At 67.9% G+C, this 21388-nt stretch carries 19 protein-coding genes and 4 pseudogenes; 10 read left to right on the top strand and 13 right to left on the bottom strand.

From position 1 onward, the window contains the following. Nucleotides 1-463: 463 nt before the first annotated feature. The 4 genes and pseudogenes from BX266_RS27500 to BX266_RS27485 all read right to left on the bottom strand — a co-directional run bounded on the left by BX266_RS27500 (nucleotide 464) and on the right by BX266_RS27485 (nucleotide 3352). Nucleotides 464-1285 carry a transposase family protein gene (locus BX266_RS27500; RefSeq protein WP_099903981.1) on the bottom strand — a complete coding sequence of 274 codons (822 nt, stop codon included), beginning with the start codon at nucleotides 1283-1285 and terminating at the stop codon, nucleotides 464-466. 92 nt (nucleotides 1286-1377) lie between these two features. After that, nucleotides 1378-2126, bottom strand: a pseudogene (locus BX266_RS27495) (transposase family protein). 141 nt (nucleotides 2127-2267) lie between these two features. Beyond that, on the bottom strand, nucleotides 2268-2981 hold the full coding sequence (locus tag BX266_RS27490) for an IS3 family transposase (RefSeq protein ID WP_259465160.1): 714 nt from the start codon (nucleotides 2979-2981) through the stop codon (nucleotides 2268-2270). Between the two features lie 44 nt (nucleotides 2982-3025). Continuing rightward, the gene (locus tag BX266_RS27485; protein WP_099904110.1) at nucleotides 3026-3352 is read right to left on the bottom strand and encodes a transposase; all 327 of its coding nucleotides are present in this window, start codon (nucleotides 3350-3352) and stop codon (nucleotides 3026-3028) included. A 646-nt stretch (nucleotides 3353-3998) separates the two neighbouring features. On the opposite strand from BX266_RS27485, the gene BX266_RS27480 reads away from it, so the two are divergent. Both BX266_RS27480 and BX266_RS27475 read left to right on the top strand, forming a co-directional pair. Next, nucleotides 3999-4223, top strand: coding sequence for a hypothetical protein (locus BX266_RS27480; RefSeq protein WP_099904108.1), 225 nt, complete (start codon nucleotides 3999-4001; stop codon nucleotides 4221-4223). Nucleotides 4224-4840: 617 nt separating this feature from the next. Next, nucleotides 4841-5188: a CAP domain-containing protein gene (locus BX266_RS27475; RefSeq protein ID WP_099904106.1), complete on the top strand. Its 348-nt coding sequence runs from the start codon at nucleotides 4841-4843 to the stop codon at nucleotides 5186-5188. Nucleotides 5189-5296: 108 nt separating this feature from the next. Here BX266_RS27475 and BX266_RS27470 read toward each other — a convergent pair whose 3' ends face one another. Continuing rightward, entirely contained in the window at nucleotides 5297-6478 is a 1182-nt protein-coding gene (locus BX266_RS27470) for an ISAs1 family transposase (protein WP_099904104.1), read from the bottom strand. A gap of 531 nt (nucleotides 6479-7009) precedes the next feature. Here BX266_RS27470 and BX266_RS27460 point away from each other — a divergent pair. Continuing rightward, nucleotides 7010-7339: pseudogene (locus BX266_RS27460) on the top strand (transposase); the annotation flags it as partial. A 23-nt stretch (nucleotides 7340-7362) separates the two neighbouring features. Here BX266_RS27460 and BX266_RS27455 read toward each other — a convergent pair. Continuing rightward, nucleotides 7363-8594 (bottom strand): annotated as a pseudogene (locus BX266_RS27455) (IS110 family transposase). A gap of 805 nt (nucleotides 8595-9399) precedes the next feature. Between BX266_RS27455 and BX266_RS41245 the strand changes: the two are divergent. The 3 genes and pseudogenes from BX266_RS41245 to BX266_RS27440 form a co-directional block, all read left to right on the top strand. Further along, a pseudogene (locus BX266_RS41245) lies at nucleotides 9400-9586 on the top strand (hypothetical protein); the annotation flags it as partial. 548 nt (nucleotides 9587-10134) lie between these two features. Then, entirely contained in the window at nucleotides 10135-10359 is a 225-nt protein-coding gene (locus BX266_RS41240; protein ID WP_180290634.1) for an RICIN domain-containing protein, read from the top strand. 218 nt (nucleotides 10360-10577) lie between these two features. Then, on the top strand, nucleotides 10578-11420 hold the full coding sequence (locus BX266_RS27440) for an alpha/beta hydrolase (RefSeq protein WP_218969269.1): 843 nt from the start codon (nucleotides 10578-10580) through the stop codon (nucleotides 11418-11420). Between the two features lie 388 nt (nucleotides 11421-11808). Here the strand turns inward: BX266_RS27440 and BX266_RS27435 are convergent, their stop codons facing one another. Then, on the bottom strand, nucleotides 11809-12576 hold the full coding sequence (locus BX266_RS27435; RefSeq protein ID WP_099904094.1) for a transposase: 768 nt from the start codon (nucleotides 12574-12576) through the stop codon (nucleotides 11809-11811). A 164-nt stretch (nucleotides 12577-12740) separates the two neighbouring features. Between BX266_RS27435 and BX266_RS27430 the strand changes: the two genes are divergently transcribed. The 4 genes from BX266_RS27430 (at nucleotide 12741) to BX266_RS27415 (ending at nucleotide 15421) form a co-directional block, all read left to right on the top strand. Next, nucleotides 12741-13574 (top strand): IS5 family transposase, encoded by an 834-nt coding sequence (locus tag BX266_RS27430; protein ID WP_099904092.1) that lies wholly within the window; start codon nucleotides 12741-12743, stop codon nucleotides 13572-13574. Then, nucleotides 13571-13999 (top strand): hypothetical protein, encoded by a 429-nt coding sequence (locus tag BX266_RS27425; RefSeq protein WP_099904090.1) that lies wholly within the window; start codon nucleotides 13571-13573, stop codon nucleotides 13997-13999. The genes BX266_RS27430 and BX266_RS27425 overlap by 4 nt, the downstream gene beginning before the upstream one ends. Before the next feature lie 102 nt (nucleotides 14000-14101). Next, nucleotides 14102-14515, top strand: coding sequence for a hypothetical protein (locus tag BX266_RS27420; protein WP_099904089.1), 414 nt, complete (start codon nucleotides 14102-14104; stop codon nucleotides 14513-14515). A gap of 93 nt (nucleotides 14516-14608) precedes the next feature. Then, nucleotides 14609-15421, top strand: coding sequence for an IS5 family transposase (locus tag BX266_RS27415; RefSeq protein ID WP_099904087.1), 813 nt, complete (start codon nucleotides 14609-14611; stop codon nucleotides 15419-15421). On the opposite strand, the gene BX266_RS27410 is transcribed toward BX266_RS27415, so the two are convergent. From BX266_RS27410 to BX266_RS27385, 6 genes are all read right to left on the bottom strand, one after another. Continuing rightward, nucleotides 15396-15818, bottom strand: a complete 423-nt coding sequence (locus BX266_RS27410; protein WP_310794808.1) for a hypothetical protein — start codon at nucleotides 15816-15818, stop codon at nucleotides 15396-15398. The genes BX266_RS27415 and BX266_RS27410 overlap by 26 nt on opposite strands. 249 nt (nucleotides 15819-16067) lie before the next feature. Continuing rightward, nucleotides 16068-16592: a hypothetical protein gene (locus BX266_RS27405; RefSeq protein ID WP_099904083.1), complete on the bottom strand. Its 525-nt coding sequence runs from the start codon at nucleotides 16590-16592 to the stop codon at nucleotides 16068-16070. 87 nt (nucleotides 16593-16679) lie between these two features. Continuing rightward, a complete protein-coding gene (locus BX266_RS27400; protein ID WP_099904081.1) occupies nucleotides 16680-17054 on the bottom strand; it encodes a hypothetical protein in 375 nt (124 codons plus the stop codon). Between the two features lie 37 nt (nucleotides 17055-17091). Further along, nucleotides 17092-17856: an IS21-like element helper ATPase IstB gene (gene istB / locus BX266_RS27395; RefSeq protein WP_099904079.1), complete on the bottom strand. Its 765-nt coding sequence runs from the start codon at nucleotides 17854-17856 to the stop codon at nucleotides 17092-17094. After that, nucleotides 17853-19457 carry an IS21 family transposase gene (gene istA, locus BX266_RS27390; protein ID WP_399171312.1) on the bottom strand — a complete coding sequence of 535 codons (1605 nt, stop codon included), beginning with the start codon at nucleotides 19455-19457 and terminating at the stop codon, nucleotides 17853-17855. The genes istB and istA overlap by 4 nt, the downstream gene beginning before the upstream one ends. Nucleotides 19458-19793: 336 nt before the next feature. Further along, entirely contained in the window at nucleotides 19794-21356 is a 1563-nt protein-coding gene (locus BX266_RS27385; protein WP_180290633.1) for an ISL3 family transposase, read from the bottom strand. Between the last annotated feature and the right edge of the window lie 32 nt (nucleotides 21357-21388).

Genomic DNA, 21388 nt, shown 5'->3' with positions numbered 1-21388 from the left:
GGTCGGTAGCGTGGGGTTCACCCTGTCGCCGGCCGGACGGACAGGACTGTCACGGGGATGCTTTGGCGAGTCGGCTCCAGGCTCCTATCAGGTCACGTCCGTCCGGCGGCCGCGCTTGCTGCGTGCCCGGCCGGGCGGTCGACAGATCAACGCCAGGACACTCATCGGGTCAGTGAGCTCTTTCAACGGCGCCCCGGACGAGTGGTGAACCGACTGCCGTTGACGGGCTTTCGACCTGCCGGATCTCGCCAGCGGGCGCACCCCCGTGCGCCCGCGCTGTCACCTGATCGGTGGCCGAGTTGAAAGAGCTCAGTGAGCTCTTTCAACGGCGCCCCGGACGAGTAGTGAACCGACTGCCGTTGACGGGCTTTCGACCTGCCGGATCTCGCCAGCGGGCGCACCCCCGTGCGCCCGCGCTGTCACCTGATCGGTGGCCGAGTTGAAAGAGCTCAGTGAGCCTCTTTCATCCTGAGTTTTCGCAGGTTGCAGGGCTTTGGATCATGAGGGTGTGGACGGCGGCGATCAGGCGGCTGATCCGGTTGGTCGAGCAGCGGGCCCGGCGGAGGACACGCCAGGACTTGAGCTGGGCGAAGGCGCGTTCGCCGGGTGCGCGGAGTCGGGCGTGGTCGCGGTTGTACTGCTGGTAGTGCTCGGGCAGTTCGTGGTGGTTGTAGTACGGGGTGCGGATGGTGGCGCCGGCACCTCGGTAGGCCCGGTCCGCCAGGACGAGGATCTCGCGGGTCAGGCAGGCCTGGACGATGCCGTGGGCGCGGGCCGCGGTCAGGTCGTGGGTGCGCCCCGGCAGGGCGCGGGAGAACCACAGGGGTGTGCCGTCGGGGGCTGCGACGACCTGCACGTTCATCCCGTGCTTGCGGTGCTTGTGCGAGTAGTACGGCTCGTCCGCCTTGATCCGGTCGGTCGGAACCAGGGTGCCGTCCACGATCACGAAGTCGCCCTCGCCCAGTCCCACCAGGGCCTCGCGCAGGCCCGGCGCCCACGCGGCCAGGACCTCCACGGTCTCCTTGACGTACCGCCAGGCCGTTGCTTCGGATACCCCGAACCCGGCGCCGGCCTGTGCGAGGGTCTCGTTCTTGCGCAGGTGGGCCAGGACCAGGAGTGCCTGTTTGAAGCACCCCAACTTCCGCCACCGTGAGCGTAGTTCACGCCTTCGGGTGTAGATGAGCCACGAGACATGCTCGACCAGCTCGTGCGGGACGTCGAGCATGGCAGGATACGGGACCAAGCGAGGCTCCTCGGTCAGAGCGTGGTGCGTAGAGAACACCATCGCAACGACCAGGAGCCTCGTCTGTTACCCACCACCGCTGAGCAGCCATTTCACCCTCCCCGGACAGGATGAAAGAGGCTCAGTGAGCCTTTTCAGCGTTGAAGCTCGAGGGTGAGTACGGCCTTGGCCGCTGACGTCAGCCAGTTCGGACTGCAGCGGGCGTGGCGGAAGATCCTCCAGCGTTTCAGGGTGGCCACGCCGCGTTCGACGGGGTGCCGCCGCCGGGCATGGGCCCGATTCAGCGATCTCTGTGCGGCAGTGAGCTCCTTGCGGGGCGGGCGCTTGGTCGGCACGGCGAACGTGCCGCCCGCGCCGGTGTACGCCATGTCGGCCAGAGCCGGGATCCGGAGCCGGACGCAGGTCTTCACGATGCGGTGGGTTCGGGTGGCGGTCAGGTCGTGCGTTCGGCCTGGCAGAGCGCGGGAGATCCACACGAGCCTGCCCGTCGGACCGGTGATGACCTGGAGGTTCACGCCGTGGCGGCGGTGTTTTCCCGAGTAGTCGGCGCACCCGTCGCCGACCCGGTCGCACTCGGCGAGGGTGCCGTCGACCAGGACGTACTCCGGGTCGGCCTCGCGCAGGGCCTGCGTCAGACCGGGCGCCTTCCGGGCGAGGAGGTCGGTGACCTGGTGGACTAGGCATGGGCGGTGCCGACGCTGATCCGAAAGCCGGCGGCGATCTGGGCGAGGGTGTCGTGCTTGCGCAGATACACGAGCGCGACCAGGGCCCGCTGGGAGGGCCGGAGCTTGCACCGGCGGTCACCCTCCCGGGTGACGATCAGCATGGTGACCCACTCAACGAGGGCGTGCGGCAGGTCCAGTGCGGCAGGATAGGTAACCACCAGGGCACCCCGGCAGAAGAGTTGAGACGTCAGATACCTCACTCAACTGCCCGGGAGCTCTGTCCGTTCTTCCCCGGTCCACGACCGCTGGCCGTCACCCGATCGGTGGCCGCTCTGAAAACGCTCAGTCATAAGCAAGAGTCAAACCGTCTCGGCCGGGGCTACCCGATCCTTGCGGGATCCGGTACGAGAAGACTGACAGTCGTAGGCGTCACCGACCGACCCGATGGAGGCTGCGATGCCGGCGGCATCGAGGTGCTCGGCCAGGCGGAAAGACGTGTACTGACTGCCCGCGTCGCTGTGATGTATCAACTCGCCCCGTCGGGGCGGGTATCCGTCGCGGTCGCGCTGCCACAGGGCCATCTCCAGGGCGTCCAGGACGAGCCTGGTCTGCTTCGTGGTCGCGGCGGACCGGCCGACGATGCGACGGGAGAAGCTGTCCACGACGAACGCGACGTAGACAACGCCGGCGAATGCCGCCACATGTGTGAAGTCCGCGACCCAGCACCGGTTCGGTGCGGAGGCGACGAAGTCGCGGTCGACCAGGTCGGGGGCGCGTGCGGCGGACGGGTCGGGGACTGTGGTGACCACGCGCTTGCCGCGGACGGCTCCGGTGATGCCCAGGTCGCGCATCAGCCGCTCGACGGTGCAGCGGGCCGCCGCGTGGCCGCGGCGGTTCAGCTCGCGCCAGATCTTGCGAGCCCCGTAGACCCGGAAGTTGTCTTCGTACGTTGCCGTGATCAGATCCTTCAGTTCCGCATCGCGGACCGAACGGGCGGAGGCGGCACGGTTGTTGAAGGCGTAGTAGGTGGAGGGGGCGATGCTGCAGCCGTGCTCGGAGAGCACGCGGCAGATCGGCTCGACACCGCCGAAGCGGCCCCGGTGCCCGTCGATGAACGCTACGAGCGCAGGTGTGGCCGGTCGAGCTCGGCCGCGAGGAAATTCGCCGCGGCCTTGAGGATCTCGTTGGCGCGCTTGAGTTCGGCGATCTCCTTCTTCATCGCCTTGATCTGCGCGGACTCCTCCGTCGTGGTGCCGGGGCGCTGTCCGGAGTCGACCTGGTCCCGCCGGACCCAGTTGCGCAGGGTCTCGGCGGAGCCGATGCCCAGCTTCTCGGCGACGGCCCGCAGCGCGGCCGACTCGTTCGGGTACTCGCCGAGGACCTCGGCGACCATGCGCACCGCACGACGGCGCAGCTCAGGCGGGTAGGAGGAAGGACGTGCCATGACTCGAATCCTTACACGAAATCGAGTCTCCACCGAACCCGGGGCGGTTCACCGGTGTGCAGCGATGGCAACGGGCAGTTCGTTACGAAGACGTCTTCTCCACTCGCGTATGTCCCGGGCAATGCACGCCGTCCAAAAGGGCGGACAAATGGACATTGCGGCACAAGGCCCTGGTGGACCGCCGAGCAGGCACTTAACGTTCCAGTTCACGCGGCTAGACTCTGCCCGGTCCTCGAGTCGCGTCGTTGCGGCCCTACCTCGGCCGCTCCATTGACCGGGGCCCGCTCTCGAACAGCGGGCCCCGGTCACCGCGGTATCGGAAGGGGTGGCGCGGGCCGTGACAACGCCAAGCCGCTCCTACTCCGAAACGCGCCGATCGGACGTCAAGTTCGATTCCTGGAGACATTGCAGGGATCCAGCGACCCGGTGGACCCGCCCTGCCAGCTCCGAAGCTGACGTACCCGCCGACGTCCCGTTCGGGCTGTAGGCGAGGAACGGCATGGTGGAGCTCTTCCCTCCCCCGGCTGATGACTTCGCCGGGGCGTTCGCGGGTCCATCGGAATTGGCCAGCGAGGCATCTCCGCCACAACCGAGGACGCGCCGCGCGAGTCCATCGTGAGCACCAAGAGTGAAAGGGCCGACTGCCATGGGACGGATCGACCAGCTTGATGTCTTCTGGGACCCTGAGGTACTGAGGCTGCCGCCCGCGACGGCGGAGTTGCCGATCCGCGCGCAATTGTACGTCGCCTCCCGCGCGGTCGACGCGCAGGATCTGCGGCAATTGCTCGACGCGCTTGGCCTGTTGGGCGCCTTGCAGTCTCCTGCCGCGCGTGTTTGCATCAGGTGTGGGAAGGCCCACACGAATTCCTAGTGCGCATCCGCGCCACCGATGCTTTCCTGATAGTCCAGCCACCTCGGAAGCACGCGGAGTGGCGGCAGGCACCCCCGGGCCTCCACTCAGCCGTCAAGTCCCCTCGGCGATTTGCCATTTCACCCTTATCCCTGAGTCGACGGCTCATCGCTATCGTCCCAACGCTCAGGGTTACCGGTATTGAGCTGCTGCGGGCCGTCACGACCGTCCAGGTCCGGGTTGGAGACTGGGTGCCGTCGCCACCGAGGCGGCATCGCCTGACAGCCCACCCCAGTGATCCCCGGTTCGTGCGGCATGCAGACGTCCATTGCAGCGCGGGAGAAGCCATGCGGAAGAAAACGGGGAACGGGCTGCCGGCCAAGAAGAAGGGGGCCGGCAGCGCTACGCCCCGGCCTGCCCCCGCCCGGTCACCGGGAACCCGGCCGGAGCCGGACGAGGAATGGGACTCGCAGTGGGACGGCGAATCCGATGGCGGCCTGAGCTACATTCCGGCCGGACGACAGAGCGAGATAGGGAGCGGGAGGACGAGGCGGCCGAAACCCGCCCAGCGGGTCCCCGGCCACCCAGAACCTCCCACGAGCAGGACAGCCTTGGCTCGGGAGCGCGAGGTGGTGCGTATGGTCAACGACATCCGGACACGCCACGAACTGTCCCGTCTTCGTGATGACCCGGTGCTGGCGACCGCCGCGCGGGCACACAGCGCGGACATGGCCCGTCGACATTTCTTCGACCACGTTGATCCGGATGGGACGACTCCGTTCGACCGGATGCGGGCCTACGGGGACAGCGCACCCGGCGGGGAGAACATCGCCGTGGGACAGCGGAGTTCCAGCGAGGTGGTGCTCGCGTGGATGAACAGCCCGGGCCACCGCCGGAACATCCTCGACCCGCGGTTCACCCGGATCGGAGTCGGAACGCACTCGGCTCCTGATGGCGTGAGGTGGACGCAGAACTTCGGATTCTGACCCGGAACAGCTCCGGAATCGAAGTGCCTTCGAGCCCGTAACAGGATCTTGTGGTTGTGGGCTGGTGGGCCAAGGCCTCGGCATAGTCGGGTGATGTCCGGTTTGTGATCACGCGAGTCCGAGGAGTCCGAGTGGTCTCTGCGGGTCGCGGGCGTTGCGGCGGAGGGCGGCGGCGATGTTCGTGACGCCGGTCCGCTTCAGGGCTCCGATGGCCAAGTTGCGCAAGGTCGCCATCGCGCGTGGCGCACTACCGGTCCGCAGTTGGGAGGCGTCCTCGGCGAATGTGGTGTCCCGGACGTGGTGCAGGACCTCGATAGTCCAGTGGTCGCGGATCAGCCTCGCGAGCTGGGCCGGGGTGGCCTGGTCGGCGGTGAGGCTGGTGACGGCGTAGACGGTCTTGATGGTGATCCTGCCCGTCTTGCGGTCGGTGCGGCGGCGCTTGATCTGGATGGCCTGCCTGGCGCCGGCGAACAGCAGGCTGTTCACAGCGGCAACCTTGATCCGGCGGATCTCGGACCGTCCGTGGCCGATGTTCTTGGTTCGGCCCTGGAGCGGGATCTCCTTCCAGGGAAGGGACTTGAGCTGCTTGCGGAGGTTCTTCTGGTTGCCCTTGACGATCACGATGTAGTGGGCGCGTCGACCGAGGAGGTATTCGGCATGCTCGCGCTGGGTGTGCATCGCGTCGCTGGTGACGACGAGGCCGGCAACGTCGGCGACGGTGTCCAGCAGCGGCTGGAAGCAGGTGATCTCGTTCGTCTTCTCGCCGTCGTCCAACTGGGCCAGGACCAGGCCGGTGGTGTGCGCCATTGCGGCGAGGAGGTGGATCTTGCGGCCATGCGCCTTGGCGGCTCCGCGCAGGCTCTTGCCGTCCACCGCCAGCCCGCGTAAGCCGGCGGTCACGGGTCCGCGGTCTGCGAACCAGCGGCCGACGGCCCGGTCCAGCGCGTCGGCGTCGATGCGGGCCGGCAGCCGGCGGACCGTCGATCCGGCAGGCAGAAGCCGTTCGGGCATCAGAGGATCGGGGCGGACACCGAGGCGCTCCAGCAACTGGGCTGGGGCGTCGGCGATCCATTCGCCCACCGCTAGAAGCGAGGTCGCCCCGGCCAATACCGCGCACGCGGTCAGCGCGAGCACGACGGCAGGCGCGTGGCGCACCCCGCGCGGATCACGAGGGCCCGGCACCGCGGCCAATCGCTCCAGCAGCCCCGGAACCTCGGCAGGAGCGACCTCGGGTTGCTCGCGGAGCTGATCAAGGGCAGGCGAGATCAGAGATGATGCGTCGACAGGCACGGTCTTCCACTTGGATCACGGGGCGTAGAGAACTCCATGATCTTGGAAGCCGTGCCTGCCTGACCCGGGCAAGCATCAGCGACGGGGTCCGACGGCACGTAGCATCAGCCTGTGACGAGGACACCGAGGCCAGGAGCCCATTGCCCTGTGTGCGGGCTCGATCAGGGATTCGATCCCTGGGGTTCCGACGGACTGACGCCGTCATTCGCAATCTGCAGCTGCTGCTTCATCGAGTTCGGCTACGAGGACGCCTCGAACGCGGGGGTCATGACCGCGCGAGCTGCATGGATCGAGGCTGGCTGCCCTTGGCGCGGATCGGTGAGCGAACGCCCGGCGGCGTGGGATCCCCAGGTGCAACTGGTCGACAGCTTGAAGCTGCCGTAAGGCTGGGTCTCGGGCTGGACATCCGTATCCGTGAATGCCTCTCACCCTCTTGAGGCCACATGCTCACGAATCGGACATCCCACGACTTCGCCGAAGCCCTGGCTGGTGGGCCGTGTCCGGTGTGACGATTCGTCCGTTGGTGGTGGTGTGAGTGCACCGTGGATGGTCGACGACGAGCTGTGGGCGCTGACCGAGCCGGTCCTGCCGGCGTGGCCGGAGCGGTCGCCGGGGCCTCGGCCGGTGGGTGACCGGCTGTGCCTGCAGGGAATCCTGTTCGTGCTGTTCACCGGCATCACGTGGCAGCAGCTGCCTCCGGAGCTGGGCTTCGGCTCTGGGCAGACGTGCTGGCGCCGACTGTGCCGGTGGACCGAGGCCGGCGTCTTCGATCAGGTCCACCGGATACTCCTGGCCCAGCTGAACGCGGCCGTGCGGATTGACTGGACACGTGCCTGCGTGGACGCCTCCCACGTACGGGCCAAAAGGTGCCCCTATGTCTTTGGTCAAGCAGTGGCGGCGGTCGGCGGCTGATAGAGGGTGCCGTCTCTGAGCACGGCGAGGAGGACGTCGATGCGGCGGCGGGCGAGTGCGACGAGGGCCGCGATATGGTGTTTGCCCTCGCGGCGTTTCCGGTCGTAGTAGGCGCGTGAGTCGGGCTGGGACAGGGATGCGAACGCGGCGAGGTAGAAGGCTCGTTTGAGCTGGTTGTTGCCTCTCCTGGAGGGGTGTCGCCGCTGATGGAGGAGCCGGATGCGCGGGTGACGGGCGCCAGGCCGGCGTAGGCGGCCAGATGGTCGGTGCTCGGGAAAGGCGCGGGCGTCGCCGACGTCGACGAGGATCCGGGCAGCGGTCCTGACCCCGATGCCGGGCATCGGGGTCAGGACCGGTGGGCCTGCAGCAGTTCCTCGATCCTCGCGGCGAGGAGTTTTCTCTGGTCGAGCACGGAGCTGAGTGAGACGGCGAGGCTGGGGACGATCAGTGCGGCGGCGTCGGTGCCGGGGACGGTGACGGTCTGCTCGTCGAGAGCGGTGAAGATGTCCTCGACCAGGCGCTCGGCCGTTCGCGGGGCCTTGGGCCGCAGCAGTGTGATCAGTCGCCGTCGGCCGGCTTTCCTCAACAGGTTTGGTGAGCCGTGTCGTTCGAGCAGGGTGAGGACGGCCGGGTGGTCCAGTCGCGGACCCAGGACGCGTTCGAGGGAGGGGTGGATCTGGGTGAGCAGTCCGCGAAGGCGGTTCTTGATCCTGGTCGATTCGCCGGCGAGGTCGTCGTCGAATCCGGCGATCATCTCGAGTTCGGCGACGGTCTCGTCGGACGGGGCCAGGTCGCGCAGGGTGTGCGGCATGGTGCGGGCGGCGTCCGCGATGACGTGGGCGTCGCGGGCGTCGGTCTTGGCCTCACCCGGGTAGAGGTCGGCGATCCGGCGCATGGTCAGGCCGGGCAGGTAGGCGATGCGGCAGCCGGTGTCACGGGCGACGGCCAGCGGCAGGGCTCCGACGGTGGCCGGCTGATCGACCACCACCAGCACCGTCCCGTGCTTGGCCTGCAGCTTCGTGAACAGCTCACGGAGCTTGGGCTCGTTGTTGGGCAGTGCCTTGTCGAAGACCTTCTTACCGGTCGGTGTGAGCGCGGTGGCATGATGCTCGCCCTTACCGACATCCAGTCCGAGATAGACGTCGATGCCGTCGGTGCTGGTCAATGCCCCTCCCCAGGCTTTGCTCTCCCGGCCCTGCGGCATCAGCGTGCCGGCATCCACGTTACGAAGAGCCTGCCTCACCCGAGTGCGGGATCGGCGCTCAAGCCCCTCATCAGCGGTCTGCCAACGCCTCCGAGCCCGGTGACACCACTTTTTCGATCATGGTCGACAAGGGGCACACAGTCATGCCGGGCCGGGAGGCCGGGAACCCCATTGCGGGGCCGCGAAAACGGTAACGGGGTGGCCAGGACGACACACCCGACCTCGTGGACCTCACACCAGCCGAGATTCGCCGTCTGCTGGCAGCTACACCCGGCCACCGTCCTACGGATCGCAGCCATGCCGCGAAGTGGTCACGATGGCGACGTCGCCACCAGGCAAACGCACGCCGCTGTCACTACATGCGGCGCGGCCACCCGTTGGTGGGACGATCCGCACAAGACCGTCCCACACCCGGCACCGCAGCGCTACACTCCCCCCTCCCAGGCCCTTGACCAGAAAAAACGGAGAAGCGCTGCTGGAGTACTACAGCCTGTGCGGTCTCCCATTCGACCGTCCTACGCTTGCTCATGCGCCAAGCCCCAAGCCCCCACCGTGCGTCCCGCCGGTGGTCGGCGTCGACGACTTCGCCCTCAAGCCCAGGCACCGCCACCGCGACCGTGATCATCAACGCGAGACCGGCAAGCGGGTCGATGTTGTGCCCGGGCGTCGAGGTAGCCTGCCGGGACGGCTCGGGCCGCCACGGCGAGGCGATCCGGCAGGCCCAACCCGACGCGGTACAGCTCAGCGACAGGCGACGTCTCTGGTCGAACCTGTGCGGCAGGGCCCTGACCGACGCCCACTCTGCGCAGCGCAACTGCCCTACCTTCATGCCTTCGCCAACGGCCTGGAACTCGACCGCGCTGCCGTCGATGCCAGCCTCACCCTCCCGCACCACAACGGACGGGGTGGTGGGCGTGAACACCCTCACCAAGCAGATCATGGCTTCAAAGGCTGCACGAAGATCAGTGCAGCCCAGTTCAACTGCCCGTTAAGACACCATCGAGCGACCGGAAGGGCGGAGCGATGCTCCACCCAGGAGAGACACTCTGAGAGTGCGCCTAATATCGGATCTCTGCCCGATCAGGAGACAGACAGTCGATGAACGCCAGTTGGTCACGTGGAGGCATAAATACAACGGTGCAAAACTCGTCTGAGGGAGATCTGCCTACTGGCCACGCCGTTTGGAACCAGCCGCTACCATGGTCGAGCGAATACGTAGCCGACGGGGGGACTACAGCAGGAGTCCCCACCCACGCCATGTCGTGGAAACAGGATACGAAGCACTCGGCGATGTCGTCTGGGCCGAAGGTCGAGGTTGACTCCGCGTCATGGCAACACGCTGCGGCGCGAGAAAGCTACCCTCGCTCTTTTCCCGGGCAGCAGATGGAATGCGACGACGGCGCTACCCCTCCTGGCAGGCCAAGGTGTACGTCTTGCGGTCGGCGAGTCCCAACTGATCGCACCTGCCGCCCAGGCCCCGGCCGCCCGGCCCCCTACGCCGACCGCGAAGGCGACGACGGCCGCTCCGAGCGCGACGGCAGTGGCTGGCTACCAGATCGTCGGAGTCGCTTCGGGAAGGTGCATCGGGACGGTCGGCGGGCTGAGCAGAGATGGCACGCAGTTGAAACTGCAGAACTGCGCGGATGCGGCGTCGCAGAGGTGGGACTCCCGTTCGGATGGCTCTGTTCACGCCCTCGGACGTTGCATGGACGTCGCCTGGGCGTCCGTCTCCGACGGAGCAGCCACCCAGCTCGTCAACTGCTAAGGCGGCAGCGCCCAGAGTTTCACCCTCAACAGAGCGAGCGACCTGGTGAACCCGAAGCCGGGAAAGTGCCTGGACGCGGTGGGCGAGGCACCGCGAGCGGCACCAGGCTCCAGCTGTGGAGCTGCGCGGGCACCACGAACCAAACGAGAAACGCAATTAGCGGTACCCCGTCTCGGGCCGGCTGACCTATTCGTGTGCGCACATGCTCAGGCCGACCGGTGAAGAATTTCCCATCCGAAGCGATATTCGCGATTCCGGAGGTAACCGGCGTGAAGCCCGGCGAAATCGTCCTGATCCACGGCCTGTGGATGACCCCGTTGAGCTGGCGTGACTGGGCAACTCGTCTGGAGGCTCGCGGATACGTGGTCCACACGCCCGCGTGGCCCCGCATGGACGCCTCGATCGAGGAACTCCGCAGGGCACCAGACGTGGTAGGCGGGCTCGGCATCGAGGAGATCACTGACCACCACGCCCAGTTCGTCACGTCTCTGGACTCCGAGCCCGTAATCATCGGACACTCGCTCGGCGGCCTGGTCACCCAGCTTCTGCTCGACCGCGGCATCGGGTCCGCCGGTGTGGCCGTCCACCCCGGGCAGACCAAGGGGGTCTGGGGTCTGCCGCCCGTACAGCTTCGGGCGGCTTGGCCCCTGATCGGCAACCCCTTCAACCTCCGGAAGGGCGTTCCGCTGACAGCCCGGCAGTTTCACTACGGTTTCGCCAGTGCCCTGGACGAAACGGGTGCGCGCGCCGCGTGGCAGACCTTCCACGTCCCGGCCCCGGCTCGTCCCCTCTTCCAAGCCGCCCTGGCCAACATCATCCCGGGGGCACCGACCGCGGTGGACTACCGCAAACCGGACCGCGCACCATTGCTCTTCCTCTCGGGCAGTCTCGACCGCACCGTCCCGGCGTCGGTGGTCCGGGAGAACCACCGGCGCTACAAAAGCGGTTGCGTGGAACTCAAGGAGTACGCCGGACGCTCCCACTTCACCGTGGGCGAGCGCGGTTGGGAGACTGTCGTCGACGACACCATCGACTGGGTGGAGCGGAAGCTGGGGTGGTGAAGCCTTCCGGCCCCGTCGTACGACCCGCGGCGCAACCCTGCCCGTACGACGGGGCCTGCAGGAAAATACCTCCGCAGTTCAGATTGAACCGCCCCGTGTTCGGTAGAGACCTCAGTAGCCGTTGTCGTACCGCTCGCGGGGGTTGTCGATCGAACGGGAGTCTCGTTCGGGTGATCGCGGGATGGTGGGCGCATGAAGACAGGGCCTCCGGTGCAGCTCCTGGGTGTTGAAGCCGAAGAAGCACCAGGGAGGCCCTGTTGCCGCAGTTGTACGCCATCACGCCGGGACAGTCCAACTCGACGCGCTCGCAGTGTGATTGCCTCAGGGCTGTCCCGTAATTGATCTTCGGGCGTCTCGGGCGCGGGTCGATGCTCGGCGGGCGCCCGCCTCACGCGGCCTGGAGGAGGTTGTGCAGGCGGGCGATGCCGAGCATGGCGTGGTGGACGCCGTCGCCCTTGAGGCGGCAGTCGCGGAGGATCTTCCAGGTCTTCATTCGGGCGAAGACGTGCTCGACGCGGGCGCGGACCTGTTTGTGTTCGCGGTTGTGCTCGGCTTGCCACTCGGTGAGCTCGCCGCCCTTGGGTCGGCGGTGCGGGATGACCAGGCCAGTGCCCGGGTAGCCGCCGTCGGCGATCGTCGTGGTCCGGCCGACCGCGTCCTTGGCGCCGGATTCCTCCCAGGCCTTGCAGTCGTTCCGGTTGCCGGGCAGGGGTCGGCCGACAGCGACGACCAGGCGGGTGTGGGCGTCGATGAGCACCTGATGGTTGGTGGAGTATCGGTAGTTCTTGGACTGCTCGGCGATCGTGTGGTCGCGGGTGGGGACAAGGGTGCCGTCGACGATCAGCACGGTGCCCTTGCGGAAGCGTTGCCGCGGCTTGAGCGCGAGCAGCGGGCCGATGTGGTCGATTATGCGGTCGGCCGCCGACTTGGACACCCCGAACAACGGCGCGAGCTGCCGCATCGTCAGGTTGGTTCGCCAGTAGGCCGCGACCAGCAGGACCCGGTCCTCAAGGGGCAGGCCCCATGGCCGGCCGGGGCGGCCCGTGTCAGCGCCCTCGCGACGCAGTACTGTCATCAGCTTGCGGAAGTCGCGCGGGCCCAGCCCGGTGAACGGGGTTATCCAGGACGGCTCCGACGCCGTGATCACACCAGCCACTGACAGATCGTCTCATCTTGACCACCGTCGCGAGTATCGCCAGATCTGGCGGGACGCATCTCAGAGGGCGGAATGTGAGCTGATATCCGTTCTGTCGTCGCCTGAACGTGTGGCCTCGCCGTCTGTGGCACGTTGCCGGGCCGGCGCCGTGCTGAGGTAGGTGCGTGACTGACCGCAAGCCTTACAAGAGCGACTTGTCCGACGAGCGCTGGGCGCTCGTCGAGCCGGTGATCACCTCGTGGAAGGCCCAGCACCCCTCCGTCAGCGGACACGAGGGCCGTTACGAGATGCGGGAGATTGTCAACGCGCTGCTCTACCAGTCCCGGACCGGATGCCAGTGGGACTACCTCCCGCACGACCTGCCGCCTGCCGGCGCGGTGAAGTACTACTTCTACACGTGGCGTGATGACGGCACTGACCAGGTCATTCACGACCTGCTGCGCTGGCAGGTCCGCGAGAGGAGGGGCCGATTAGCCGACCCCAGCCTGGTGGTGATCGACACCCAGAGCCTGCACGCCGCGGCCGGGGTGCCCTCCGAGACAACGGGTCGCGATGCGGCGAAGAAGGTGCCGGGACGCAAGAGGGGACTCGCCGTGGACGTGCTGGGCCTGGTGATCGCCGTGGTGGTGCTGGCCGCCTCCGTCCACGACAACGCCTTCGGCACAGCCCTGCTCGACAAGGTCGCCGCCAGTACTGCCGGCACGGTGACGAAGGCCATGGTGGACCAGGGGTTCAAGAAGACCGTCGTTGACCACGGCAGGCAGGTGGGCATCGAGGTCGAGATCGTCGAACGCAACCCGACCGAGACCGGGTTCGTCCCGCAGCCGATCCGGTGGCGGGTGGAGCAGACGAACGGGATCTTGATGCTGCACCGGCGGCTGGTACGCGACTACGAGCACCGGCCCTCGTCGGCCGAGTCCCGGGTGTACTGGGCGATAAGCGACCTGATGACCCGTCGGCTGACCGGCAGCGCGACCCCGTCCTGGCGCGGCGCATGACCGGTGGGGAACTCACCCTCGGCGCGGTGTTGGTACGGCTGGAAGAGCGCGAACGGGATATCGTCGCGCAAGCAGAGCAGACCCGCGCGCAGATCACGCAGCTCACCGCCATGCTGGACGAACTCGGCAGGGCTGCCGAGGAAGTGCGGATCACCCGCAAGACGCTGCTGGAGCTGCCGGAGCCGACCCCGCCCACGCTGTCGGCGGCCGGATCGGAACTGCCGGACAAGGCGGCCTACCAGGAGATCCTGGCCGCGTTCTCCGAGGCCGACAGTCCGCTACGGGCGCGGGCCGTATGCGGGGCGACGGACCTGGACCTGACGCCGAACAACATCAACAACGTCCGGACAAAGCTCAAGCGCCTGGCCGGGCGCGGCATCCTGACCGAGCCCGAGCCGGGCCTCTTCGCCCTGCCACGGCCGTAGCCGCCTGGCACAGCCACTCCATCCACAACGACGAAACAGACATCAGCTCACATTCCACCCTCTCAGTAGCCCGGACGGTTCCGGCATGAGAGCCTCACGATCATGGCTGCTGAACACGAGGTAGGCGAGCTGCTGCACCAGCGCGGCTGGCGGACGGCCTTCACAGTCGCTGAGAGGGTGAACGCGTGGGCCACGCTGGTGAGCATCATCGAGCGCGGCTACGACGACGACGTCTACGAGTACACCAACGACCTCTATTGCCGAAACTGGCTCCACGAGGCGTGGACCCTCCTGGACGAACACATCGTCCAGCTCTGGACTCCCCAGATCAAAGCCCTGGACGACCGGTACAAGGCCGCGACCGTCGACGACGACGGCCAAGCACTCGACCAGTTCCACAGGCTGCCGGGCCCCGACCTGTGGTGGTGGCGGCGACACCCCCGCATCCTCACCGGAGACCTCGGGCGATCGCTTCGCTCTGCTGGCGCCATCGGCACCGACCCGGATACTGCGTGACCCTCAGCCTGCCGCGTTACGGGACAGCCCTTCGCACACCGGTACGGGAACGCGGCTGACCATGGTGAACGTGTTCGACGTTACGACTCCGACATGACGGACGCCGAATGGTCCGAGATCAAGGACCTGCTGCCCGTGCCGGCGTGGATGAACGGCAGGGGCGGTCAGCCGGAGGCCCACTGCCACCGGCAGATGCTGGATGCAATCCGCTACCTGGTCGACAACGGCATCAAATGGCGCGCGATGCCGGTCGACTTCCCCGCCTGGGACCGGGTCTACGCCTTCTGGCGCCGCTGGCGCGACCGAGGGCTGGTCAGGGAGTTCCACGACCGGCTCCGCCGCAAGGTCCGCGGGAGCGAGGGCCGCAACGCCGAACCGACCGCGGCGATCATCGACTCGCAGTCCATCCGGGGCGCCGCGTCCGTGCCGGCCTCATCAAGGGGCTTCGACGGCGCCAAGAAGACCAACGGCCGCAAGCGGCACATCATCGTGGACTGCCTCGGGCTCCTGCTGATGGTTCTGGTCACCCCGGCCGACACCACCGACCGCGACGCCGCCTGCGGCATGCTGCCCCACCTCGTCGCCCGCTACCGGACGATTCGACTGCTGTGGGCCGACGGCGGCTACACCGGACGCCTGGTCGACTGGGCCAAAGACACGCTCCGGCTCACGCTCGAGATCGTCAAACGCAGCGACGCCCAGAGCGGGTTCGTCGTGCTGCCTCGCAGGTGGGTCGTCGAGCGGACCCTGGCCTGGCTGATGCGCTCACGCCGCCTGGCCCGCGACTACGAGACCCTGCCCGCCAGCAGCGAAGCCGCCGTCCTGTGGTCGATGACCATGCTCATGGGACGCCGACTCGCCCGGAACCGCGCCCGCCAGGTCACCCGGTTGTTCCTCGCGGCGTGAACACCCCGGGGCGTTCCTCGGCCAGCCAGCCCCGCGCGGCCAGCCGCTTCGCCTTCACCCGCACGCCCTCGACCTTCGCCGACACCAGCTCCCCACCCAGCAGCCCGGCCAGCTCCTTCGCTCGCAGCCCTTCCGGGCCGGCCCCGGCCTCCAGCACGGCCAGCAGCCTCCGATACTCGGGCGCGAGCGCCTGCACCGTCATGCCCTCCCGCCAGCCGGGCACCACCGATCCGGCCACCGGCTCCTTCGCCACCACCGGAACCGGCACCGGCCCGACCGGCTCCTCCGGCTGAGCATCCGCGGCCAGAGCCTCCGTCAACTCCATGAGCGCGATGATCCGACGCTCCAACAAGGCCTCCGCCTCCGAGAGTTCAGCCAGGATCCGATCCGCCTCCACGCGAAGCTCCTCCACCCGAACCCGCGCGGCCGACTCCCTCGCCTCCAACAACCCCACAACCGACGGCATCCGGAACCTCCCCGACGAGACGACATCACACACCACCTCTGCCGCAGATCCACCCGCACCATGCCTGACCAGCTGAAACGCGGCTTCCACGTTCGGAAAGACAACGGCCACTAATATGCGGCTTGATAGGGCTCCCTGAATTTGGCTCTGGCCGGAGTTTCGTGAAAGGGCCTGGACTTGTCAGCAGTCAGGGCAGTCCGTCACCTCTGGCGGGGAGGGAAACGTGCGGTTTCCCCGCAGCCAGTCGGTAAGCCACTCCGCCAGGGTGAACCTCTCCGGGAACAACTGGTGGCGCCTGCACCGCGCGTTCGGATCCCAGCCCCACATCTGTCCGTGGGGGCTTCGGAGATCAATGTGCCACCAGATCGCGCAGCCCAGGGTCACCAGCGGCACAACGTGGTAGGGGTAGATGTCCCACTCCTCGGGCGGCTGCGACCAGTGTCGGTAGACGTCGAGGAGGGATTCCTCGTCGCTGTACCACCTGCCGTTGTCGGTGAGGGACACCACGTTCCCGTCGACGCCGAATCCGCCGTCGGCGACCTCGCAGTAGATGCTGCGCAGCAGCGGCGGCATCGGCTGTCCCGATACGGCCTCGAACTTGTCTGCGGCTGCGGACGGCGCTGGCGGAGGGAGTTCGTTCTGTTCGGCGAACTCGCGGATCCTGGCGATGATCTCGTCGTCGGTCCACGCGGCAGGATCGGTCACGACGGACACCGTAGAGGAGGCTGTGGACGGTCACGTAATTCCCCAGGACTGGTGGTCAGCTAATTCCCCATGCCCTGGCCTGCTGTTTCAGCGGTCGACGGTCCAGGTTGCGTCGGTGGGAGGGGCGCCGGTCGTGAGGATGTGCGAAACGATCCGCAATGCCTGAGCCAGCGGGAGCGTGTCGTGGTCCAGGTATTGGTCGTGTTGTCCGTTGGCCAGGATGAAGCCGCCGCTGTGGCCGTCGGCTCCGGGATCAATGGCGTGCTCGCCGGGGTCGTCGTCGCCGTCGAGCAGAAGGATCATCGCTCGCTCGGTATTGCTGATGACCGCCAGCGATCGCCCGGACGAGCTGGTCAGCCAAGTCTCCAGCTGGCCAGCCGCGATCCGTTCACGCAACTGCAGCAACGCCGCGCCGGCTGACGCCACTGCCGTGCCGTCGTCAAAGGCCCAGGACTCGATCACGGGAACGAGCCTTTCATATCCGGCTGGGCCAGGGAGGCTAGCTGTTCGGTGGCCTGTCGCCGGGGTTCTTGGGCCGCTTGTTCGGCCGGTAGCTGGGGCCGTTCATGATCACCTGGTGGCTGGTGTTGATCAGCCGGTCCAGCAGCGACTCGGCGACGACGGGGTTGGGGAAGAGCGGATACCAGTCGCTGGGAGCCCGGTTGCTGGTGATGATCAGCGAGCGCCCCTGCCGCTCGGAGACCAGTTCGTAGAGGTCGTCGGCCTGGGCCGCGCTCAGCTGCCGCATGGCGAAGTCGTCCAGGATCAGGACGTCGGGTCGGATCAGCTCGCGCATGCGCTTGTCCCAGGTGCGGTCCGCGTGGCCGCCGGCGAGCTCGGCGAGGACCCGGCTGGTCTTCGTGAAGCGGACGTTCGCGCCCTGGCGGACGGCCAGGTGACCCAGGGCCTGGGCGACGTGTGTTTTGCCCACCCCGACCGGCCCGAACAAGATCACCGACTCGCCCGCGTGGAGCCAGCGCAGGGCGGCCAGGTCGCGGATCTGGGCCGCGAGTAGCTTCGGGGAAGCGGCGAAGTCGAACTCCTCCAGGGTGACCTGCTGCTCGAACTTCGCCTTCTGCAGGCGCCGTTGGAAGGCGACGGTCTCGCGGCGGGTGATCTCGTCCTGGCAGAGGACCTGCAAGAAGTCCAGGTGGCCGAGTTCACCACCGTGGGCCTGGATCAGCCGCGCGTCCAGGGTCTCCAGCATCCCGGACAGTCGAAGCGCCTTCAGCGACTCGCGCAGGGCGGTGTCCATCACGCTCATCGGGCGGCCTCCTCGGCGTCGTCAGCGTCAGCGCGGCCCGGGGTGCCCTCGGGCTCGCCGGAGGTCTGGGAGGGGATGCTCGTGGCGAACAGGCCCTCGGGGCCGTGGAGGAAGGCCGCGGCCCCGGCGTCGCCGGTCTCCGGCTCGGGGTCGGTCTCGGTGCCCGCGATCAGGATGCCCTTGATGGTGCGGTAGGAGGGGTCGCCGACCGCGATGGCCTTGGTGCAGGCCGCCTCCAGCCGCTGGTCGCCGTACTTCTTCCGCAGCCCGAGGATCCCCTGGGCCGCGCGGAGCCGGTAGAGCGCGTTGACCTCCAGCAGCTGGTCGATCACCTCGCGGCAGGCGTCGCCGACCTCGGAGGACTGGCCGCGGCACCAGATCGGCGTCTTCATCTGGAAGGCGATCTTCTCCGGCGGGTAGTCGCTCTTGTCCGTGCGCTTGCCCTGGTCGAGTGCGGCGTGGGTCTTGACCAGCTCGCCCTCGTGGAAGACCTGGACCATCGTGGCGGTGGAGCGGACGTCGACCTTGCGGCCGATCAGCTTCCACGGCACCGAGTAGAGGGTGCGGCCGACCTTGATGTGGATGTCAGGGCCGACTGCCGCGGTGGACCAGCGGGCCAGCACGAACGGCTTGTCCGGCACCGGCAGCAGGGCCTTGGCCTCGACCGCCTCGAACACCGACAGCGGACTCGCACCGCCCAGCGGGCGGCACTGCCTGCGGCCGGCGGTGCCGGCCGACCAGGTCAGAGCCTCGGCCTGCATCTGCTCGACCGAGGTGAACTGGCGCCCGCTCCAGAACGAGTCGCGGACATAGGGCATCGGCCGCTCGACCCGCGGCTTGTCCTTCGGCTTCGCCGCCCGGGCCGGGTCGACCAGGGCGCCGTAGTAGGTCGCGAGCTCGGCATACGACTTGTTGATCTTCGGATCGTAGAGGTCCGGCCGGTCCACCGCCGTGCGCAGGTTGTCCGGCACCAACCGCCGCGGGACACCGCCGAAGAACCGAAATGCCTCAACGTGGGCCTGGGTCCAGGCGTGCTGGTCCATGTGAACCACTGGCCGGACGAACATGTGCCGCGAGCAGGGCAGAACCATCACGAACGCCCAGATCCGGTGCCGCTTGCCGGTCGACGGGTTGATCCACTGCCCCAGGAAGCCGTAGTCGATCTGGGCCTCCGAGCCCGGCTCGACGTCGTCCCGCAGCACCGTCACCTTCGACCGGGCCGACTCGTCCGGAAGGTTCTCGGTCACCCACCGGCGGAACGTCGACAACGACACCGCCAACTTCCCCTCGTCTCTCAGGCGTTGGTGGATCGTGGTCACCGTGGTCGTCTCCAGCAGCCCCTTGACCAGGTCGCGGTGCGGCTCGATCTCCGCCCACGTCACCTGGTTCAGCCGGCGCCGGGCCAGCTCCGGGAACCAGCTCTTGATCAGCTTGCCCCAGTCCGCCTCGCTCATGGGCGGCCCACCGGGGGCCATCCCGGACGCCTCCGCCGGCGCCAGATACTTCCTGATGGTCTTGCGGTCCACCCCCAACGAGGCAGCGAGCTGGTTCTTCGACCGGCCCGCGTACCAGTGGACGTAGATCTCGACGATGTCGACCACGGTGAACGTTCTCCTTGCCATCCAGAGTGTCCGTCGACCTCTCGGCCCGTCGGTCGAGGGACGGTGACGACTCCGAGACGGCCAGGACCCTCAACCCGGCTCGGGGATGCCCAAGGGGAACCTGAACGATTCGGATGGAACGAGCACTCGCAGGCCAAACCACCTGATCTGGGGTATTCGAGGCTTCCGCCGTGGTCAGGTTCCCCTTGGGGACTCATGACCACGGCGCTGTCCCATTCCGTGACCACGAAGCCTCGGAAGTTGGGGAAATCGCTGACCGTTCACAGAGGCCGGTGACAACGGCATCCGATCGGTTCCTGGGTGGAACCACCGCGGTTACGGCCGGGTGAGGATGCGGATACGGAGTAGTCGGAACGAGGCCCGCCCGTACATGGCTCTTTTGAGTGTTTTGACCCGGTTCACGTTGCCTTCGACCTTGCCGGAGCTCCATTCGATGGTGAGGCCGGCGGTGACGGCGGCGAGGTCGCGGCGGAGGAAGCCGGCGAACGAGCGCACCGGCGCGGGGGCGTGCTGCTCGGCCTGGTCGATCCAGTCCGGCAGGAGGGCGCCGAGGCGGTTGGTCATCAGGTTGTGGAAGCATCGGGCCATGTCGTAGGCGCGGGCGATGTCCGGGCAGGCGATCCTGACGTCCAGCAGCCTGTCCTGCTCGCGTTCGGTGAGCGTGCCAGTGGGTCGCATGATCCAGGAGGTGATCCGGCGCGGGCTGGGGATGTCGGCGCGGACGGGTTCGGCGGTTCCCTTGCGCAGGGAGGCGACGTGGCGGCGCACGGCCAGGACGCTGCCCCGGTAGCCGCGTTCGGTGATCTCGCGGAACAGTTGCTGGGCGCTGGTGCACCCGGCGGTGAACCGGCTGTTCAGGTAGGGCTTGAACGGGTCGATCAGCCCCTGCCTACTGGCCCCGAACTCCCTCGCCGAGGCCAGGAGTTCGTCCAGCGGGGTGGTCTTGAAGCGGCGGACGGTCTTGCGGTCGAGACCGAGGTGGCGGGCGATCGCGCTGATCGTCCACTTCTGGTCCAGCAGGCGGTGGACGTCCGCGTAGCGGTCGCGGGTGCGTTCGACGATCGGGGTCCGGGGCAGTTGGAGAACCGGCAGGTCGATCGCCGGGGGCTCGGGCGGCACCTCCTGGTCGGCGTGTTTGCGCAGGCAGGCGCGGTGCTGGTGGCAGGTCTTCTCGACCGCGGCGGACAGGTTCTGCAGCAGGTGCCAGCGATCGGCGACCTCGACCGCGTCCGGTGCGGCCTCCTTGATCGCCCGGCTGTAGGAGCTGGCGCGGTCGCGGCAGACGATCTCGGTGCCGGGGTGCTCGCGCAGCCAGGCGGCGAAGGTCTCCGAGGTCCGGTCGGGCAGGACATCGACCACGCGGCCGGTCTCGACGTCGACCAGCAGGGTGCCGTAGGTGCGGCCCCGACGGAGGGCGAACTCGTCGACGCCGAGCACCCGCGGCGCCCGCTCCGGCACGTCAGGCGCCTCCAGCAGTCCGAGGAGCCGGGTGCGGCCAGCCGCGACACTGAGCTTGCGGCACAGCCGCTCGCCCGCACGGCCTCCGAGTTCGACGGCCACCGCCCGCGGCCAGTCCTTCAGCCCCGTGCTGGAGCGTAGGTGACGCTCGCTCAGCCCCCGGACCTGCTCGACAAACGTCCGCCGCCCGCACCGGAGGCGGTCGCAGAAGTACCGGCGCACGCGCAGTCGTATCAGCAACTTCCGTCCCGCCAGCGGGCGTTCGGCCACCGTGCGCCAGTACGTGGAGTGGACCCGCCTGCCCCGGATCCCGCAGTCCGGGCACCGGACGGCCGGGCCGCACGCGGCGACCTCGACCAGCACCAGGTCCAACCCGGCGGTCACCCGCTCCAGTTCAACATCGACTCCAGGGAACAGCACGTCTTCGATCGTGTCGAGAGCCACCTGGAGGT

It is taken from the genome of Streptomyces sp. TLI_171 (assembly GCF_003610255.1).
GTDB lineage: Bacteria > Actinomycetota > Actinomycetes > Streptomycetales > Streptomycetaceae > Kitasatospora.
Note: the sequence above shows the minus strand (reverse complement) of the source record. Positions and strands in the feature narration are given on the sequence as shown.